27 protein-coding genes and 1 tRNA gene are annotated in these 15,416 nt (G+C 38.9%); 27 read left to right on the forward strand and 1 reads right to left on the reverse strand.

Annotated features, from left to right (window positions below; genetic code table 11):
* Window positions 1-244: 244 nt before the first annotated feature.
* From AVJ19_RS16245 to AVJ19_RS16355, 23 genes are all read left to right on the forward strand, one after another.
* Window positions 245-622 carry a Gp49 family protein gene (locus AVJ19_RS16245; protein ID WP_111860689.1) on the forward strand — a complete coding sequence of 126 codons (378 nt, stop codon included), beginning with the start codon at window positions 245-247 and terminating at the stop codon, window positions 620-622.
* A 46-nt stretch (window positions 623-668) separates the two neighbouring features.
* Window positions 669-744: transfer RNA gene (locus AVJ19_RS16250), tRNA-Arg, on the forward strand.
* Window positions 745-818: 74 nt separating this feature from the next.
* Entirely contained in the window at window positions 819-1,124 is a 306-nt protein-coding gene (locus tag AVJ19_RS16255; RefSeq protein ID WP_111860690.1) for a hypothetical protein, read from the forward strand.
* Window positions 1,125-1,180: 56 nt separating this feature from the next.
* A complete protein-coding gene (locus tag AVJ19_RS16260) occupies window positions 1,181-1,369 on the forward strand; it encodes a hypothetical protein (RefSeq protein ID WP_111860691.1) in 189 nt (62 codons plus the stop codon).
* Window positions 1,344-1,559, forward strand: coding sequence for a hypothetical protein (locus tag AVJ19_RS16265; protein ID WP_111860692.1), 216 nt, complete (start codon window positions 1,344-1,346; stop codon window positions 1,557-1,559). Before AVJ19_RS16260 ends, AVJ19_RS16265 begins: the two co-directional genes overlap by 26 nt.
* 29 nt (window positions 1,560-1,588) lie before the next feature.
* Entirely contained in the window at window positions 1,589-1,777 is a 189-nt protein-coding gene (locus tag AVJ19_RS16270; RefSeq protein ID WP_111860693.1) for a hypothetical protein, read from the forward strand.
* Between the two features lie 19 nt (window positions 1,778-1,796).
* On the forward strand, window positions 1,797-1,985 hold the full coding sequence (locus AVJ19_RS16275; protein ID WP_162626635.1) for a hypothetical protein: 189 nt from the start codon (window positions 1,797-1,799) through the stop codon (window positions 1,983-1,985).
* Window positions 1,966-2,316, forward strand: a complete 351-nt coding sequence (locus AVJ19_RS16280; RefSeq protein WP_111860695.1) for an HNH endonuclease — start codon at window positions 1,966-1,968, stop codon at window positions 2,314-2,316. Before AVJ19_RS16275 ends, AVJ19_RS16280 begins: the two co-directional genes overlap by 20 nt.
* The gene (locus AVJ19_RS16285; protein WP_111860696.1) at window positions 2,316-2,495 is read left to right on the forward strand and encodes a hypothetical protein; all 180 of its coding nucleotides are present in this window, start codon (window positions 2,316-2,318) and stop codon (window positions 2,493-2,495) included. Before AVJ19_RS16280 ends, AVJ19_RS16285 begins: the two co-directional genes overlap by 1 nt.
* Before the next feature lie 96 nt (window positions 2,496-2,591).
* Complete coding sequence (locus AVJ19_RS16290; protein WP_111860697.1) at window positions 2,592-3,038, forward strand: phage terminase small subunit P27 family; 447 nt, start codon at window positions 2,592-2,594, stop codon at window positions 3,036-3,038.
* A gap of 10 nt (window positions 3,039-3,048) precedes the next feature.
* Window positions 3,049-4,773, forward strand: a complete 1,725-nt coding sequence (locus AVJ19_RS16295) for a terminase large subunit (RefSeq protein ID WP_111860698.1) — start codon at window positions 3,049-3,051, stop codon at window positions 4,771-4,773.
* Entirely contained in the window at window positions 4,773-5,999 is a 1,227-nt protein-coding gene (locus AVJ19_RS16300) for a phage portal protein (protein WP_111860699.1), read from the forward strand. The genes AVJ19_RS16295 and AVJ19_RS16300 overlap by 1 nt, the downstream gene beginning before the upstream one ends.
* Entirely contained in the window at window positions 5,980-6,648 is a 669-nt protein-coding gene (locus AVJ19_RS16305; RefSeq protein WP_171334232.1) for an HK97 family phage prohead protease, read from the forward strand. Before AVJ19_RS16300 ends, AVJ19_RS16305 begins: the two co-directional genes overlap by 20 nt.
* A gap of 3 nt (window positions 6,649-6,651) precedes the next feature.
* On the forward strand, window positions 6,652-7,851 hold the full coding sequence (locus AVJ19_RS16310; protein WP_111860700.1) for a phage major capsid protein: 1,200 nt from the start codon (window positions 6,652-6,654) through the stop codon (window positions 7,849-7,851).
* A gap of 56 nt (window positions 7,852-7,907) precedes the next feature.
* Window positions 7,908-8,117: a hypothetical protein gene (locus tag AVJ19_RS16315; RefSeq protein WP_111860701.1), complete on the forward strand. Its 210-nt coding sequence runs from the start codon at window positions 7,908-7,910 to the stop codon at window positions 8,115-8,117.
* Window positions 8,068-8,388: a head-tail connector protein gene (locus AVJ19_RS16320; protein WP_111860702.1), complete on the forward strand. Its 321-nt coding sequence runs from the start codon at window positions 8,068-8,070 to the stop codon at window positions 8,386-8,388. Before AVJ19_RS16315 ends, AVJ19_RS16320 begins: the two co-directional genes overlap by 50 nt.
* A 3-nt stretch (window positions 8,389-8,391) precedes the next feature.
* Window positions 8,392-8,724: a phage head closure protein gene (locus AVJ19_RS16325; RefSeq protein ID WP_111860703.1), complete on the forward strand. Its 333-nt coding sequence runs from the start codon at window positions 8,392-8,394 to the stop codon at window positions 8,722-8,724.
* Between the two features lie 56 nt (window positions 8,725-8,780).
* The gene (locus AVJ19_RS16330) at window positions 8,781-9,254 is read left to right on the forward strand and encodes an HK97-gp10 family putative phage morphogenesis protein (protein WP_111860704.1); all 474 of its coding nucleotides are present in this window, start codon (window positions 8,781-8,783) and stop codon (window positions 9,252-9,254) included.
* Window positions 9,251-9,610, forward strand: a complete 360-nt coding sequence (locus AVJ19_RS16335) for a DUF3168 domain-containing protein (RefSeq protein WP_111860705.1) — start codon at window positions 9,251-9,253, stop codon at window positions 9,608-9,610. Before AVJ19_RS16330 ends, AVJ19_RS16335 begins: the two co-directional genes overlap by 4 nt.
* Window positions 9,611-9,640: 30 nt before the next feature.
* Window positions 9,641-9,919: a hypothetical protein gene (locus tag AVJ19_RS16340; protein ID WP_111860706.1), complete on the forward strand. Its 279-nt coding sequence runs from the start codon at window positions 9,641-9,643 to the stop codon at window positions 9,917-9,919.
* A gap of 86 nt (window positions 9,920-10,005) precedes the next feature.
* Window positions 10,006-10,503: a phage tail tube protein gene (locus AVJ19_RS16345; RefSeq protein WP_228203386.1), complete on the forward strand. Its 498-nt coding sequence runs from the start codon at window positions 10,006-10,008 to the stop codon at window positions 10,501-10,503.
* Window positions 10,503-10,919, forward strand: coding sequence for a phage tail assembly chaperone family protein, TAC (locus tag AVJ19_RS16350; RefSeq protein WP_111860708.1), 417 nt, complete (start codon window positions 10,503-10,505; stop codon window positions 10,917-10,919). Before AVJ19_RS16345 ends, AVJ19_RS16350 begins: the two co-directional genes overlap by 1 nt.
* Window positions 10,920-10,954: 35 nt before the next feature.
* On the forward strand, window positions 10,955-11,161 hold the full coding sequence (locus AVJ19_RS16355) for a hypothetical protein (protein WP_111860709.1): 207 nt from the start codon (window positions 10,955-10,957) through the stop codon (window positions 11,159-11,161).
* Here the strand turns inward: AVJ19_RS16355 and AVJ19_RS16360 are convergent.
* Window positions 11,158-11,418 carry an Arc family DNA-binding protein gene (locus tag AVJ19_RS16360; protein ID WP_111860710.1) on the reverse strand — a complete coding sequence of 87 codons (261 nt, stop codon included), beginning with the start codon at window positions 11,416-11,418 and terminating at the stop codon, window positions 11,158-11,160. The genes AVJ19_RS16355 and AVJ19_RS16360 overlap by 4 nt on opposite strands.
* A gap of 110 nt (window positions 11,419-11,528) precedes the next feature.
* Between AVJ19_RS16360 and AVJ19_RS22265 the strand changes: the two genes are divergently transcribed.
* From AVJ19_RS22265 to AVJ19_RS16375, 4 genes are all read left to right on the forward strand, one after another.
* On the forward strand, window positions 11,529-11,687 hold the full coding sequence (locus AVJ19_RS22265; protein WP_171334233.1) for a hypothetical protein: 159 nt from the start codon (window positions 11,529-11,531) through the stop codon (window positions 11,685-11,687).
* An 88-nt stretch (window positions 11,688-11,775) separates the two neighbouring features.
* Window positions 11,776-12,735: a KilA-N domain-containing protein gene (locus tag AVJ19_RS16365; RefSeq protein ID WP_111860713.1), complete on the forward strand. Its 960-nt coding sequence runs from the start codon at window positions 11,776-11,778 to the stop codon at window positions 12,733-12,735.
* 84 nt (window positions 12,736-12,819) lie between these two features.
* Complete coding sequence (locus AVJ19_RS16370) at window positions 12,820-13,290, forward strand: zinc ribbon domain-containing protein (RefSeq protein ID WP_111860711.1); 471 nt, start codon at window positions 12,820-12,822, stop codon at window positions 13,288-13,290.
* A 59-nt stretch (window positions 13,291-13,349) separates the two neighbouring features.
* Window positions 13,350-15,416 (forward strand): transglycosylase SLT domain-containing protein (locus AVJ19_RS16375; protein ID WP_162626636.1); only part of this gene is annotated, 2,067 nt, incomplete at its 3' end.

The raw sequence follows: 15,416 nt of genomic DNA on the forward strand, positions 1-15,416 counted from the left end.
AAGCTATAGTTTCACTATACTGGTCGTATTACGGTTTACCCGAGACCAAGTCTTGAAAGCTCACAGAAATGTGGGCTTTTTTGTTGTCTGATCAACAACAATTCATAGTTTCAAAAGGTGAGTACAACTTGAGGCGTGGCGACCTCTTAACACGTAAGTCTGCCTTAAAACACACTACTAAGGGTTTCGTTTCGTACGAAGCCCTTTTTTAATTCTCATCATAATGAACTTGAGTAAATGAAAAATGACTAAAGTAACGGAACAAGAACTCCAAGATAAAGCGGTTGCGCCTCGTGTGACTAAAGCTCACATTGACTCACTTATTGTCAGTGCAAATTACTTCACTGCTGGTGATGGTTATGTTGGTGCATTAACGGTTTCAGAAGAATTTAACGCACTACCTGAAGATCAGCGTATTGTTCAACCGCCAGAGCAATTGGATCTATTAACATTTTGTGTGATTATTCTTAAAAATGGTTTCACTGTTACTGGTGAATCAGCTTGTGCAAGTCCTGAAAACTTTGATCCTGAAATTGGTCGTAAAATTGCTTATGAAAATGCCTACAATAAAATTTGGTTATTGGAAGGTTACTTACTAAAAGAGCAATTAAGTAAAGTGTAATTGTTGTCATACCCACTATACCAAATTTGTATAGTGGGTTTTTTATGCACCATTAGCTCAGTGGATAGAGCATCCACCTTCTAAGCGGATGGTCACAGGTTCGAATCCTGTATGGCGTGCCATATTTAAACCTATCGAATTCGAAACCTTTAACCCTGCCTTTGGTGGGGTTTTTTAATGCCTAGAGGAAAGTGAAGTGGAAAATCAACACCGTAAAATTACAGGTTATCGTGAACTTAGTGCGGAAGAAATTGCATTAATGAATGAAATCAAAGAGCTTGGTCCTAAAATTGAAGAGGTCATCATTAAGGTTCAAAACCATGTAAAACAACAGCGTGATAGTTGTTGCATCATTGAGCAATTTGTAGAAGTTACAGATCAGGCAACCTATGACCGTCTTGATGACGCAACACCTGAGCGCTTTGCAGCCTTGGCTAAAACGGATTTTCAAACAGGTTTGATGTACCTGGTTCGTGCAGTAGCTCAACCAACAACGTTTTAACCATCACTGATTTCACTTAGCCCCGAAAGGGGTTTTATTTTGTCTTGGAGAAAGTCATGGACAAAATCGAAGCGCATAAAAACCTCAAACTACTCAAACAAAATCGCAAACGTCTTGAAGAATACAATCATCTGTTTAGCAGTCATGCGTTTAAGCAAGAGTGTTTGATTGCTTTAAGAAAAGTGAATGAGCAGATTGGGAATATTGAGGTGAAGTTAAATGGAAGATATAGACAGCAAGGTTGAGCAATTAAAGCGTGATCTTTATTCATCAATCTCTAAACATATTCATTTGTTTGAAGCTGAAACAGGTCAGACAATCAATGATATTGAGTTGGTATTTCTTCCAATTGGCACAGTTGATGAGCCACACAAGCACTTACTTAATGAGATTCATATCGGGTTGGTTGATAAAGATGACATGCCAAAGTTGTGAGCAACGTAGACAGTGGATGAAGAAGCAATATGACAAATCAAAAGAAAGAATGCTGCGAGTGTTCAAAAGTCTTGGAATTGATGATCAAACTAACAGAGCAGAACAATCAACTAATTCAAATCAACAACGAACAGAACGCACAGATTAATCACTTGCTAGAACATCTTGAAGATGGTGAAGAAGTGGTGAATACAAATCGAAGTTTGGATGGTGGGTGATATGCGTAGAGCTTTAATATTGAAACGAGTAACTAACAATACGAAGTGTATTGCTATTCATGATGCTGAAACTGGTGAGATCTTAGCTGATCAAATGTCATGTGAAATTGTGAATAAACCAGATGAACCACTACATGCGATCGTTAAGATTGGATTGTGTGGAGTAAATAAAATAGTTGGTGATGATGATGTCTCGCCCGTGCCGTGAATGGGGTTGCCCTAATCTTGTTAAGTCACGCAGTCAGAAAGGTTTTTGTGATGATCATGCATCAAAGCGTTCGGGTTGGAATAAGCGTGTAGATCGTACAGGTTCGACGACTGAGCGTGGTTATGGTCATACATGGCGCAAGCTGCGTGAGTTTATTTTAAAGCGTGATAATTATCTTTGTCTTGTGTGTGCTGAGCAAGGTCGATTGACTGAAGCCACTGAGGTCGATCATAAGCTTAATAAAGCGAAAGGTGGTACAGATGATCATGATAATTTGCAGTCAATTTGTAGTGCTTGTCATAAAGAGAAGACAGCGAAGGAAGGTAAGTAATGGCTGATAAAACTATTGAAGAGATGGTGCATGACTATGTTGTTGCTCAGTTGAGTTCAGGCATTGGTGTAACCAGATGCGATATTAAAGAATTCACTGATATTGCATGTGAAGTAAAAGGGCAATCAGCACAAAGGCAAAAAGAAATCAATCAAGATGCCCAACGTCGTCGTTGGTAGGTAGGGGGGAGGTGGAAAGTTCAAGCTTTTCAACGAAATGACCGCCCCCTTAGACACATTTTTACGTGGGCGAAATTAAAAATTGAGGGTCTTGACATGGGTGGTCGAAATGCGGTAGCAGGTGCAGGGCGTAAACCTAAGGTTATCTCAACAGGTGATACGGACTTCGATAAAGTATTTGATATTGATGTACCAATTCATCTTGAACACATGGATCAAGCGGTCACAATGTGGAAGTTAATTATCCCTGAATTACTAAAAAGAAAAATTCTAAAAATTACAGATTTGCATAATGTGGAAATGTTTTGCATGGCGTATCACAATCTGCGTGAAGCGCAATTTGAGGTTGTAAATTATGGGGTTACGATCGAAACGGAATCAGGAAGAATTAAAAATCCTGCATTAACAGTTGTAAATGAAGCATCAAAACAAATTGCTCAATTTGGCTCAATGTTGGGGCTTGACCCTGTGTCTCGCGCCCGATTAATGGGTGGTGATGGAAAGAAAAAAGGTAATGCATTTGCAGAGGTGTTGAACATGTAGTGAGGTCGAAATGACAGCTTACCCAAATGTCGATATTGCAAATAAGTGGGCTAAGCAAGTCGTTTTAAACAAAATCCCTGCGTGTAAATGGGTGAAATTAGCCTGTGAAAGACACTTAAATGACTTAAAAAACAGTAAAAATAAAGATTTTTTATATAAATTTGACCCTAAATTAGCTGAAAAAAAGATTAAATTCATTGAGCTTTTGCCTCACACCAAGGGTGAGTGGGCAATGAAGCGAATGAAGCTTACTCTAGAGCCTTGGCAAAAGTTTGGTATTGCTTGTACCTTTGGTTGGGTGCGTAAAAAAGATGGTTTTCGTAGATTTCGAGAATCTTATTGGGAGATACCGCGTAAAAATGGCAAGTCTGCAATTGCTGCAGGTGTTGCTCTTAATATGTTTGCCAATGATGGCGAATCAGGATCGGAAGTCTACGCGGGTGCGACAACAGAAAAACAAGCTTGGGAAGTATTTAAACCTGCGCGATTAATGACAGTGCGCTCTCCTGATTTTGTTGAAACGGCAGGCATTCAAATTAATGCAGGTAGTTTAGAAATACCTGAAGATGGTTCATTGTTTGAAACGATTGTTGGTGATCCACCTGATGGTCAGTCGCCACACTGTGCAATTATTGACGAATACCATGAACATCAAACCAATGCGCAGTACGACACCATGCAAACTGGTATGGGTGCACGTCGTCAACCATTAATGTTTACGATTACAACAGCAGGTTTCAACATTGATGGACCTTGTTATGATTTAAGGTTGCGCATTCAAGAAATGTTGATTGGGAATGTTCCAGATGATGAGTTGTTTGGTTTTATTTGGACTATTGATGAAGGCGATGATTGGACAGATCCAAAAGTTCTAGCCAAAGCTAATCCTAATTTTGATGTTTCTGTCTATGGCGATTATCTAGAGTCACAGCAACGCAAAGCAATCAACAATCCTGCGCGTCAAAACACTTTCAAGACAAAGCATTTAAATGTGTGGGTATCTGCACGTACCGCTTACTTCAACATGGAGAAGTGGAATAAGTGCGCTGATAAAGGTTTAGGGCTTGAGGATTTCACTCTTGATGAGTGTTTCATGTCTTTAGATTTAGCTTCAAAAATTGATATATGCGCTCGCACAAATCTTTTCTATCGAGTTATAGATGGGAAGGTTCACTATTACAGCATAGCGCCTCAGTTCTACCTGCCTTCAGCAGCATTATTGTTTGATGGTGGTGAAAAAATGGTTGTTGATAGATATCAAAAATGGGACAAGCTCGGTCTTTTAGATGTTCATGAGGGAGAGGAAACAGATTTAGAGTTAGTTGGATCTGATTTGATTACTGATGCCTCAAAATTAAATCTAAGAGAGGTTCCACATGACAATTATCGAGCAAGTTTGTTATCAAAACACCTGACTAATTGTGGTGTTGAAATGGTTGAGATTGCTAAAAACACAAAGAATTTTGATCCCGCAATGAAAGAGCTTGTGGCGGCAATTGCATCAGGGCGCTTTCATCATGATGGAAATCCTATTTTGTCGTGGATGGTTGGGAATGTGATGAGTAAACCAGATGCAAATGGCAATGATTTTCCTCGCAAACAGAAAAACTCCATGAAGATTGATGGAGCTGTTTGTTTACTGATGGGGATTAATCGAATACTTACTTTGACAACCAATCCTTCAGAGGATGATCTATCGAGTCATATCGAGAAACACGGGGTTAGAAGACTCTAATGAGCATAAAATCAAAAATAGGGGGGTGGCTTGGATTCAAGTCTACTCCCCTTGTTATTTCTGGACCTGATGAATTAGCACGAATTTTTGGAGCTGAATTTGTCAGTGGCTCAGGACAGCCTGTTACGCCATTGAGAGCCATGCAACTTGCGATTGTATTTTCGTGTGTTCGAGTGCTTTCAGAATCAATGGGGATGTTGCCATGCAGGTTATATAAACAGGATGGTAAATATAAGCAACCAGCGATTAATCATAAGCTTTATGAGCTTCTAAGTCTTGCACCTAATGACTATATGACGGCTCAAGAATTTTGGGAGTTGCTTATGGTCTGCTTGTGCTTGAGAGGTAATTTCTACGCCTATAAGGTTCATTTATACGATGAAGTCGCTGAATTACTTCCTCTTGATCCAAGCTCTGTAACACCAAAGTTAAAAGATGATTGGACTGTTGAGTATCAAGTTAATTTTAAGAATGGTGGTATCAAAACATTAAGCCAAGATGAAATTTGGCATGTGCGTTTATTCACATTAGATGGCTTGACTGGTCTTAATCCAGTGGCATATGCGCGTAAATGTATTGGACTTGGTTTAGATACAGAAGAGCACGGTGCAACATTATTTAAAAATGGTGCTGTTACTTCAGGTGTTTTAGAAACTGAAGAATCACTCACTGATGTTGCTTTCAATCGCCTTAAAACCGAATTTGACGAGAATTACACAGGACTGGCAAATACATATAAGCCCATGATTCTCGAACAAGGTTTGAAATGGAAACCAACCGCTTTAAATCTTGAGGATTCTCAATTCTTAGAAACGCGTGAATATCAAAAAAGCGAAATCTGTGGATTGTTCCGGGTACCACCTCATTTAGTGGCTGCAATGGACAAGATGACTTTAAACAATATCGAGCATATGGGGATGAGCTTTGTGAATTACTCGCTAGTTCCATATATGACCCGTATTGAATCAAGAATCAGAGTTGGATTGCTGAGTGAAAAAGATCGTAGAAATCATTATGCAAAATTCAATGCTGGTGCGCTTTTACGTGGTGACTTGAAAACACGTTATGAGTCTTACGGCAAGGGTATTCAGTGGGGATGGTTAAGTCCTAATGATTGCCGAGAGCTTGAAGATATGAATCCACGTGAGGGTGGGGATATTTACTTAACCCCAATGAATATGACAACTAAACCTGAGGATGATAGTGATGCAAAAAAAGCATCTTAATATGCCTTTTGAAATCAAATCTGTATCAGCCACAGGTGAGTTTGAGGGCTATGGTTCGGTATTTGGTGTTAAGGATAGTTACGATGATGTGGTTATGCCGGGTGCATTCAAGCGAACACTAAGTGAATGGTCTCAAAAAGGACGTTTGCCCGCCATGTTATGGCAGCACAAGTCAGATGAACCTTTGGGACCATATCTGGAAATGAAAGAAGATGAAAACGGTCTTTATGTAAAAGGCCGTTTGCTTATTGACGATGATCCACTGGCAAAACGTGCACATGGTCATTTGAAAGCAAAATCAATAGGTGGCTTATCCATTGGTTTTATTCTTCGGGATTACGAATACGACAAACAGCTTGGAGTTTACAAGCTAACAGACATTGATTTGTGGGAAGTGTCACTTGTGACTTTTCCTGCAAATGATGAAGCGCGAGTTTCAGATGTGAAATCAGCGTTGGATCGAGGGGAAACCCCATCTGAAATGGAAGTAGAGCGAGCATTGCGAGATGCTGGTTTTACTCTTCAACAAGCCAAAGCCTTCATGGCTAAAGGTTATGGAGCGATTAGTGCACAGAGAAATACTGAGCAAACTGATGACGCGCTTCAATCACTCAAAGACTTAAAATCCATTTTTACAGCAGGTAAATAAATCATGGCTATTGAAAAGAAAGATATTGAAGAAGTTGCAGCAGACCTGAAAGGTACGTTTGAAGACTTCAAAAAGAAAAACGACCAAGAACTTGAAGCAATCAAGTCTGAAAAGGGTAAATTGGGTGAGCAAGTTGAAAAACTTAATGAAAAATTAGGTGATATCGACAAGCTTAAAACTGAACTTGAAAAAGAGCTTAAAGCAGCAAAACGCCCAGGTGTGACTGGCGGTGAAGGTGTTGACGAACATAAAACTGCATTTTATCAATTCCTTCGTAAAGGTGTTGATGATGGTCTTGCGGATTTAGAGCGTAAAGCTGTTCAAACCACCACTAATCCTGATGGTGGCTTTGCGGTACCAGAAGAACTTGATCGCACATTATTGGAACTTTTGAAAGATGAAAGCCCAATGCGTAATGTTTGTTCACAAATCACTGTTGGATCACCAGATTATAAAAAATTGGTCAATCTTGGTGGTGCTGGTTCTGGCTGGGTTGGTGAAACAGATCCACGCCCTACAACTGGAACTCCTACGCTTGCGCAGCTTCAGGCAACAATGGGCGAAATCTACGCTAATCCACAAGCAACACAAACATCATTGGATGATGTGTTCTTTAATGTTGAAGACTGGATTTCAACAGAAGTTGCACGTGAATTTGCAGAAAAAGAAGGTCATGCATTCTTACTTGGTGATGGTTCTAAAAAACCAAAAGGTATTTTAGCCAATACATTGACCACTGAAGCAGATAAAGATCGTGCATTTGGTTCACTTCAAAAAATCTTGTCAGGTCAAGCTGGTAACTTCAACGGTGATAATCTTATTGATTTGATTTACTCATTGAAAAAAGGCTATCGCAATGGTGCTTTATTCATGATGACAAATCTCACTCAAGCAAAAGTGCGTAAGTTTAAGGATTCTGAAGGGAATTACTTGTGGCAACCGGGCTTGCAGTTGGGTCAACCGTCAACATTACTTGGTTATGGCATTGAAGAAAATGAAGATATGCCAGAAGCAGAAGCAGATGCTAACTCCATTCTGTTTGGTAACTTCAAACGTGGTTATTTGATTGTTGATCGCATGGGAACTCGTGTATTGCGTGATCTATACACCAATAAACCTTATGTTGGTTTCTATACAACCAAACGTACTGGTGGCATGCTTTTAGACAGCAATGCAATTAAAGCACTTGCGCTATCTGCTTAAATTTAACTATCAAAATATGCCTTACGCTGAGTAAGGCATATTTTTTTGGAGGAAACATGCCAATTATTACGGTGAAACAGACCTTTAAAATTGCCATTGAAAATGGAAATAAGGTTATTGAAATTGAAAAAGGTGATCAAGATGTTTCTGATCGCATTGCGGAAGTCGCTGTAAACCAACTTAAAGTTGCAACACTTAAGGCGAAAGGAAAACAGAATGAATCAGTTTCTAACGCTGGAACAGGCAAAACTACACCTGAAAGTTGATCATGATGATGAAGATTCTGATATTGAGGCATTAATTGACGCCTCGTTTATCGCATTTGAAGAGTCAACCAATCGTAAGCTTTACCCTGAAAATGTAGCAATTCCAGAAGATATTAAAAATGGTATTCATATCAGTGATGCAATTATTCAAGGTGCTAAATTATTAATTGGGCATTGGTATCGAAACAGGGAAACCACTGGTAATTTGCAAAACTTGCCATTTGCTACAGAGTGGCTTTGGCGTAGACACCGATTTGTGAATATAGGGTGATTTATGGGTATTCCTGCAGGCGAACTCCGCCACCGTGTCACAATCCAACACTTCATTGAACAACGTGATGAATACAACAACCTGCTCGACAAATCTTGGGTTGAATACAAAAAACTTTGGGCAAAAGTGGAATTTCTATCTGTAAAAGATACTTTAACTGCCAAAGTAGCAGGCTCAGAAACAACAGCTCGCTTAAAGATTCGCAAGCGCACTGATATTACGACTGAAATGCGTGTGCTTTGGAAAGGTCAAGTTTTCCAAATCGTTTCACCGCCAAAGCCTGACAATGAAAATGGCGAAATTTATGTGACATTTGAGCTGAAATTATTGGAGTAATTTATGGAAATTAGTCGAAAAGTTGCTGATCGAATGAAAAGAATTTTGGAGCAAATATGTCAATCCAATTCCAAATCCACGGACTTGAAAACCTGCAATCCAAACTTGAACAGCTCAACAATCCACGTAAAGTTAAATCTGCCATCAGAAAAGCTTTGCGCCAAGGTGCGAATGTTGTCCGAGACGCAGCACGTTCGAATGCGAAAGCGATAGATGACCCTGAAACTAAGGAAAAAATTTGGCGGAATATTGCGGTTCAAGGTGGCAAGTCAAAAAATAAAGATGTCTTGGTGATGCGTATTGGTGTCAAAGGTGGTGCGTCAATGAATCAGCACTCTAACGCATCTACATTAGCTTCAATGTCAGGTGGTAACACTACTTACTGGCGTTGGATCGAGTTTGGATCGGTGAATAATCCTGCTGTCCCATTCATGCGTCCCGCTTTATCAAACAATATCCAACCTGTGACAAATAAAGTTGTTCAGATTCTAAATGATGAAATTGATAAGGCTTTAGCGAGTGCAACATGAACATTTTACCAATCGTCCAGACACTTAAAAATTCAAGCGCTAATGATCTGCTTCAAAACCGTGTATATGAAGACATTGCACCGAAAGGCACAAAATTTCCCTATGTGGTTTGGCAGCTTATTGGTGGTGTACCTGAGCATAATATTGATTGTCCACCTCAAATTGATCATTTAACTTTTCAACTCGTTGTGTATGACTCACAAGCAACAAGAGCATCAACAACACGAAAAGCGATTAGTGCTGTTTTGGATCCACTTTGCACAATTACTAATATTCATCCGAATTATCATGAACGCATTGGTGATAACGATATTTTTGGTCGTGGATTTGATGCGAATTGGTGGTTTGATCGGTGATATACTGATGTAAAAGACACAGGTTTAATTATGATTAATAATTTGGATTTATACCGATTTTATGTTGGTTGGTATCGATACTCAGGGAATAATAACTTACCTTGGATTGCTTGCGCTATCTATTCAGAAGGGGGTGCTGATGCAGAAAATATGGCTGAATCATTTAATAATTTAGATAGTGATGATACCGAGGCTTCTAATGCTTTGGAGTTTATTGAGAATAATGCAGAATTTTATATGTGGGCTAAAACCCCAAGTGAAGCAATAAGACTTGTAGAGCAAAAAGTTTTGCAGAGATTAAATGATTAATAGTAAATAAATAGCACCAATTGGGTGTTTTTTTATGTCTGAAATTTACCCAACAACCTCCTTAACGGATTTTTTATGCCAAAAAATTGAGGAGTAGCTACTCATGGCGACTAAAAAAAGGTGTACTCGGAAACGGTACAGAAGTATGGATTTTGCATGGCACAGTCCCAACATTAACTAAAATGAACTGCATTAGCGAATTAGTTTTCGGTGATGATTCACAAGCAGAAGTGGACAACACTTGTCTTGAAGAAACAGAAGTTCGAACAAGTGATTATGGTCTGGCAACCCCAGGTGATGGCAGTGTAAAAATCAACACCGATCCAAAAAATGCAACACATATCACCCTACTTGATCTCGCTGATAAAAAAGAACTTGCGGGTATTTATGTGGGTTGGGCGGATGGTACAGAACCGCCAACATTAACAGGAAGTGTAGTTGATTTGCCTGATACTCGATCTTGGTCTTGGTGCACAGCAATCTTGCGTAAAAACAGTGTGGTGATTGGTCTTGATGCGCTAAACAACCATACAGTGCCATTCAAACGTCAATCAAAAGTAACTGACGAATGGAAGGTGCAATAATGGCTAAACTCACATTAAAAGACACAAAAAAACAGCTTGGCATCGGCACTTTTGTTGAAAAAACAATTAAGTTTCGTGATAAAAATGGTGAAGAATTTGAAGGGGAGATTTTTGTTAAAATTCTTTCTCATGATGAAGTCACCAAAGCTGCCGATGTGCTTGGTCTAGCCAAAGATAATAAAATCACAGTTGATCAATTGCGAAAGTCGATTCTTCTAAAATGTGTTTATGAAGATGATAAAAAACCATTTTTCCCAAATTTAGAAAGCACTGGTGAGGTGTCTTCTGAAATTTTGACAGCAATGTATGATGCTGTTGATGATGCGATGAATATTTCGGGAAAGCATTGGATCTCGAACCTGAAGAAGAATTCTGGTGCGAGCTTGTCATCAACGGAATCGGCGGAAAAACCATAGCTGAAGCGAAAGCCAATATTTTGCAGCCTGAATTAATGATTTGGAGAGCTTATCGTGCAAAACGTGGCTCTCTTTTTTTTGGGCGAAGATTAGAGCAAGTTTTTGGTCGTTATCACGCTGACTATATAGCTCTAAAAATTCAAAAAGAAGTTGATGTGTATGAGTTTATGCCGCATGAAGATGCGCCTGAAACTTCATTTGAAGAAGAGCGCATGAAAGCAATTCGAAAGAAATCGGCTTAGGTTGGTTTCTCTATTAGTTTCTCAACCATTTCTCTAAGTAGCTTCAGCTCTTTAGCTTGTTCTTTATAAATGCGTTCCATCGCCTCAAACTCAAATGTTTCTCTTGGGTTTGTTTCAGGCTTAAAGCTGTTTTCAAGGCGAGTGCATATTTCAGCGTTAATTGAGCGATTATGTTGTTTTGCAGACTCAACAACCTTATCTCTCAATTCCTCAGACCACCGCAATTTATATTGTGGCTCTTTTTGGTTGTCACTCATTGTTAAACATTGGCTGAAAAAAATTAATAGTAATGTACCTCTATGATGTTGACAATGACATAAAAGAGGTACATTATAAAAACGTACCTAAATGATGTTATGGAGTGGATATGACACATCAACGAAACACGCAATACAAACTACGGTTTTTGGATGATAAGGATCATGAAAAACTAAAGCAAAAAGGCTTGAAAGAGGAACGCTCTATGAATTGGCTTATTAATCAAGCAATCAAGCAGTTTTTAAACCAAGAGAGTGCGAAAGCATGAAACCAACAGGCACAAAAAAACCTTGCTCTCCGCCAAGATCACAAGGTTTAGGTGTCTATCAACCAAAAGGAAAATAGTTATGACAGCTATGAGTATACAGCAAAATCTTTTAAACCCAAACAATAAGCCTTTGGTAATTGGTAATTTTTCAATTCGTCAAGATGAAGATGGGCGTTATTGTTTGAATGATTTACATAAAGCGAGTGGTGAATTGGAAAAACATAAGCCACCGTTTTGGCTTCGCAATGAGCAAACAAAGGATTTAATTAGTGAGTTGCAAAATTGCAACTCACAATTTCAACCAATCGAAAGTCCTGTGAATGTGATTCGTGGAAATCGTAGCGATGGCGTGCAACAAGGTACTTATGTTGTTAAAGAACTTGTTTACGCATACGCAATGTGGATTTCTGCAAAATTTCATTTAATGGTTATTCGTGCTTATGATGCTCTAGTGTCGAATATGTTTAATCAAGCTGAATCACATACAACCAAGCAAGAGCGAGTGCCATTAAAAGATGCGGTAAATATGTTGGTTGCTAAATCTAAATTTTTAAACTACTCGGATGCCTACAAGCTAATTCATCAGCGCTTTAATGTGGATCATGTTGAGCAGATTGCTTATGATCAATTGCCCGTTGCGGTTGAGTATGTTTACCAATTAATGGGTGAGTATATGCAAAAGGTTGAGTATATAGACCCTGAATTAAAAGCCTTTGAATTGCTTGCCTCTGATACAACTAACAAAATCCATGATTGGTTATGGAGTTTGCAAGCGGAAATCAAAAGACTAAAAGGAAATATTCCTGATTATCCAAATTTTGATCGAGATGAAATAACTCGTGCAGTTGTTAGTCGCATAGTGAGTATGAGTAGAATGTTGCTCACAATTGATTCTTTGACAAATAAACCAAGAATTCAATTTATCCCTAACAATAGTTGGATACTTGATGATCAAAATATTTCTAAGATCATTGGCGACCCAGATGGTCCTAAAAAAGAAGTCTTGCCTGATATTGTGCAGGCAGCAATGAAGCGAATGTTGAAATAATCTCTCTATAAACAAACCACCTTCTGGTGGTTTTTTTGTTCGTAAATTAGTATCTTGTTCTAAATTTAATGTTTGGGGTGGGGTATGGCTTTAAAAAATTGCAAGGAATGTAACGCACAAATTAGTGATAAAGCAACAAGTTGCCCGCAATGCGGTTCACCACAACCGAAGAAAACAAGTGTTTTTACGTGGATTTGCGCAGGTATTTTAGCACTATCTGTTATTATTTCTATATTTGCTAGCAATAGAGGTTCTTCACATAGTGAAGAACCCAATAATAACAAAGTACCAACAGCAGAAGATTTGATGACTCTTCGCCAAATGGAAGCATACTCTGTGATTAAATCATCAATGAAAGATCCTGAGAGCGCTCAAATTAATTTTTATAAAGGAAAACCTTGTGGGCGTGTAAATGGTAAAAATAGCTTCAATGGATACACTGGTTATAAACGTATAGTGTTAACAGATAAGGTTAATATTGAATCTCAAACAATTTCGAATAAAGATTTTTTAAAACTTTGGAAAGAACACTGTGAGGGTGTGAGATTTGAATAGTTAACTTAATTAATTAAAGCCACCTTAATTGGTGTTTTTTATTGCCTGAGGAAAAGCAAATGGCATCAAAACTTGGTAGTTTAACGCTTGATTTAATCGCAAGAGTTGGTGACTTTGTTGGTCCAATACAACAAGCTGAAAATCAATCTAATACAAGCTTTGGCAATATGCGAAACCATATTAACACCTATGGTACTGCTGTTGTCGCAGCAGCAGGCGCAGCTGCATTAGGATTGGCTGCATTAACTTCTGAATATGTGGATCAAGCGACAGAACTTGAACGCATGGCATTTCGCTCAAACACTACAACACAAGAATTTCAAAAGCTGGCAGCAGGTGCAGCAGCTTACGGAATTGAGCAGGAGCAATTGGCAGACCAATTAAAAGATTTTAATGAAAAACTTGGTGAGTTAACCACGCTTGGCAGTGGTGCAGGCATCGACTTTTTTGAGCAAATTGCGATGAAAACCGAAGGTGGTGCAAAAGGTGCTAAAAATCTTATTCTGCAAATGCAAAAACTTTCAGGACCACAAGCCTTACAACTATATATAGATAAACTTGAAGAGGCTGGTGTTACTCATCAGCAAATGTCTTTCTATCTAGAAAGCATGGGCTCAGATTTAACCAACTTAATCCCATTGTTTGCGAATGGCGGTGAAGCAGCAAAAATCTATGGTGATGCTGCTGAACGTGCAGGCATTATTATGTCTGACAATACAATTCAGCAAACCAAGATTTTAAAAGAGCAAGTTTATTTGCTTGATTTGCAAATGCAAGGCGCTAAAAACCAACTCATGCAAGCTGTTATTCCTGCATTTGTGGACATTTCAGAAGCATTCTTTAGTGGTAGTGAGCAAGGACAGCAATTCACAGGTGTTGCTGATGGTGTTGCAAAAACATTAAAAGGTTTGGCTGCTGTAGCTATTGGTGCTGTAACTGCATTTCAATTGGTTGGTAAAACTCTTGGTGGAATGGCTGCAATCGGTGGCGCTATTTACGATAAATTGGATTGGTATGAAATGAATCCACTTGGCTTGGCTAAAGCAGCTTATGAGGCTCGCACGGAGATTGCAAATCTAAGCCAAGAACTTAAAACTGATCTACATTCTACAGTTATAGGGTCTGCTGAAAGATTAAATAAACTATGGGATTCAACAGCATCGGGATCAGCTAAGAAACTTGCTGAAGTGCGTACATTAAACAGCGGTGTAACCACAGGCTTGGATGAACTTGTAAAGAAAAAAGAAGAAGAGGCGGCAGCAGAAAATAAAGCTGCAGCGGCAGCCAAAGCCAATGCTGAAGCTAAATATAAATATACACAAGAAGAATTAAAGATGCTTCAGCGTGTATCTGATTTAGCTGCAAAAAATAACTTGAATGGCATTGGTGCGAGATATGGCGTCCCAAACAATATGCTTGCTGCATTGATGGCGCAAGAGTCGGGAGGGGATAGAAATGCCGTAAGCCCAACAGGTGCGATTGGTTATTTTCAGACAACAAGTGATTATCGTAAAGACAATAAAATCAGTATTGCTGACTCTAAAAACCTACCTGTAATTGCTGAAGTTGTTGCTAAGAATCTTGCGATTGCTTATGAGAAATTAGGCAGTTGGGAGGCTGCGATTCGATCTCATAATGCAGGTGTTGGAGGGTCTCGTCAGTTTGAAAATACAGGTCGAGTTACGGGATCAGCAGCAAGAAATAAAGAAGTTGCCAACTTTGCGCCATCTGTTGATAAATGGTTTGTTGCTTTTAATGGTTCTGATGATGCTAATTCAGGATTTATTAGAAATAGTAACATTGAAAATCTCAGGGCTCGTCAAAATTACAATGATGCTGTTTTAGCTTTAGATGAAAAGCTTAGAGATCTACAAAAGCAAGTGCATATCAAGTATCAAACAGAGCTTGAAGCAATAGAGGGTGAGCATCTTTTAGCAATTGCTGATATTCAGACTGCATTTATTTCAGATGAAACAACTCGTGATAAGTATCTTGCATTGCAAAAAATTGCTTATGAAAAAGATGTTTCTGAATTCAAGAAAGCTGAACAGCAAAAAGTATTTGATGCTCTAAATGCTCAACAAACCATTCGTGATCAGATCCAAGGCTTAGGTAGCAACACAGAC

It is taken from the genome of Acinetobacter sp. CFCC 10889, from assembly GCF_003268395.1.
GTDB lineage: Bacteria > Pseudomonadota > Gammaproteobacteria > Pseudomonadales > Moraxellaceae > Acinetobacter.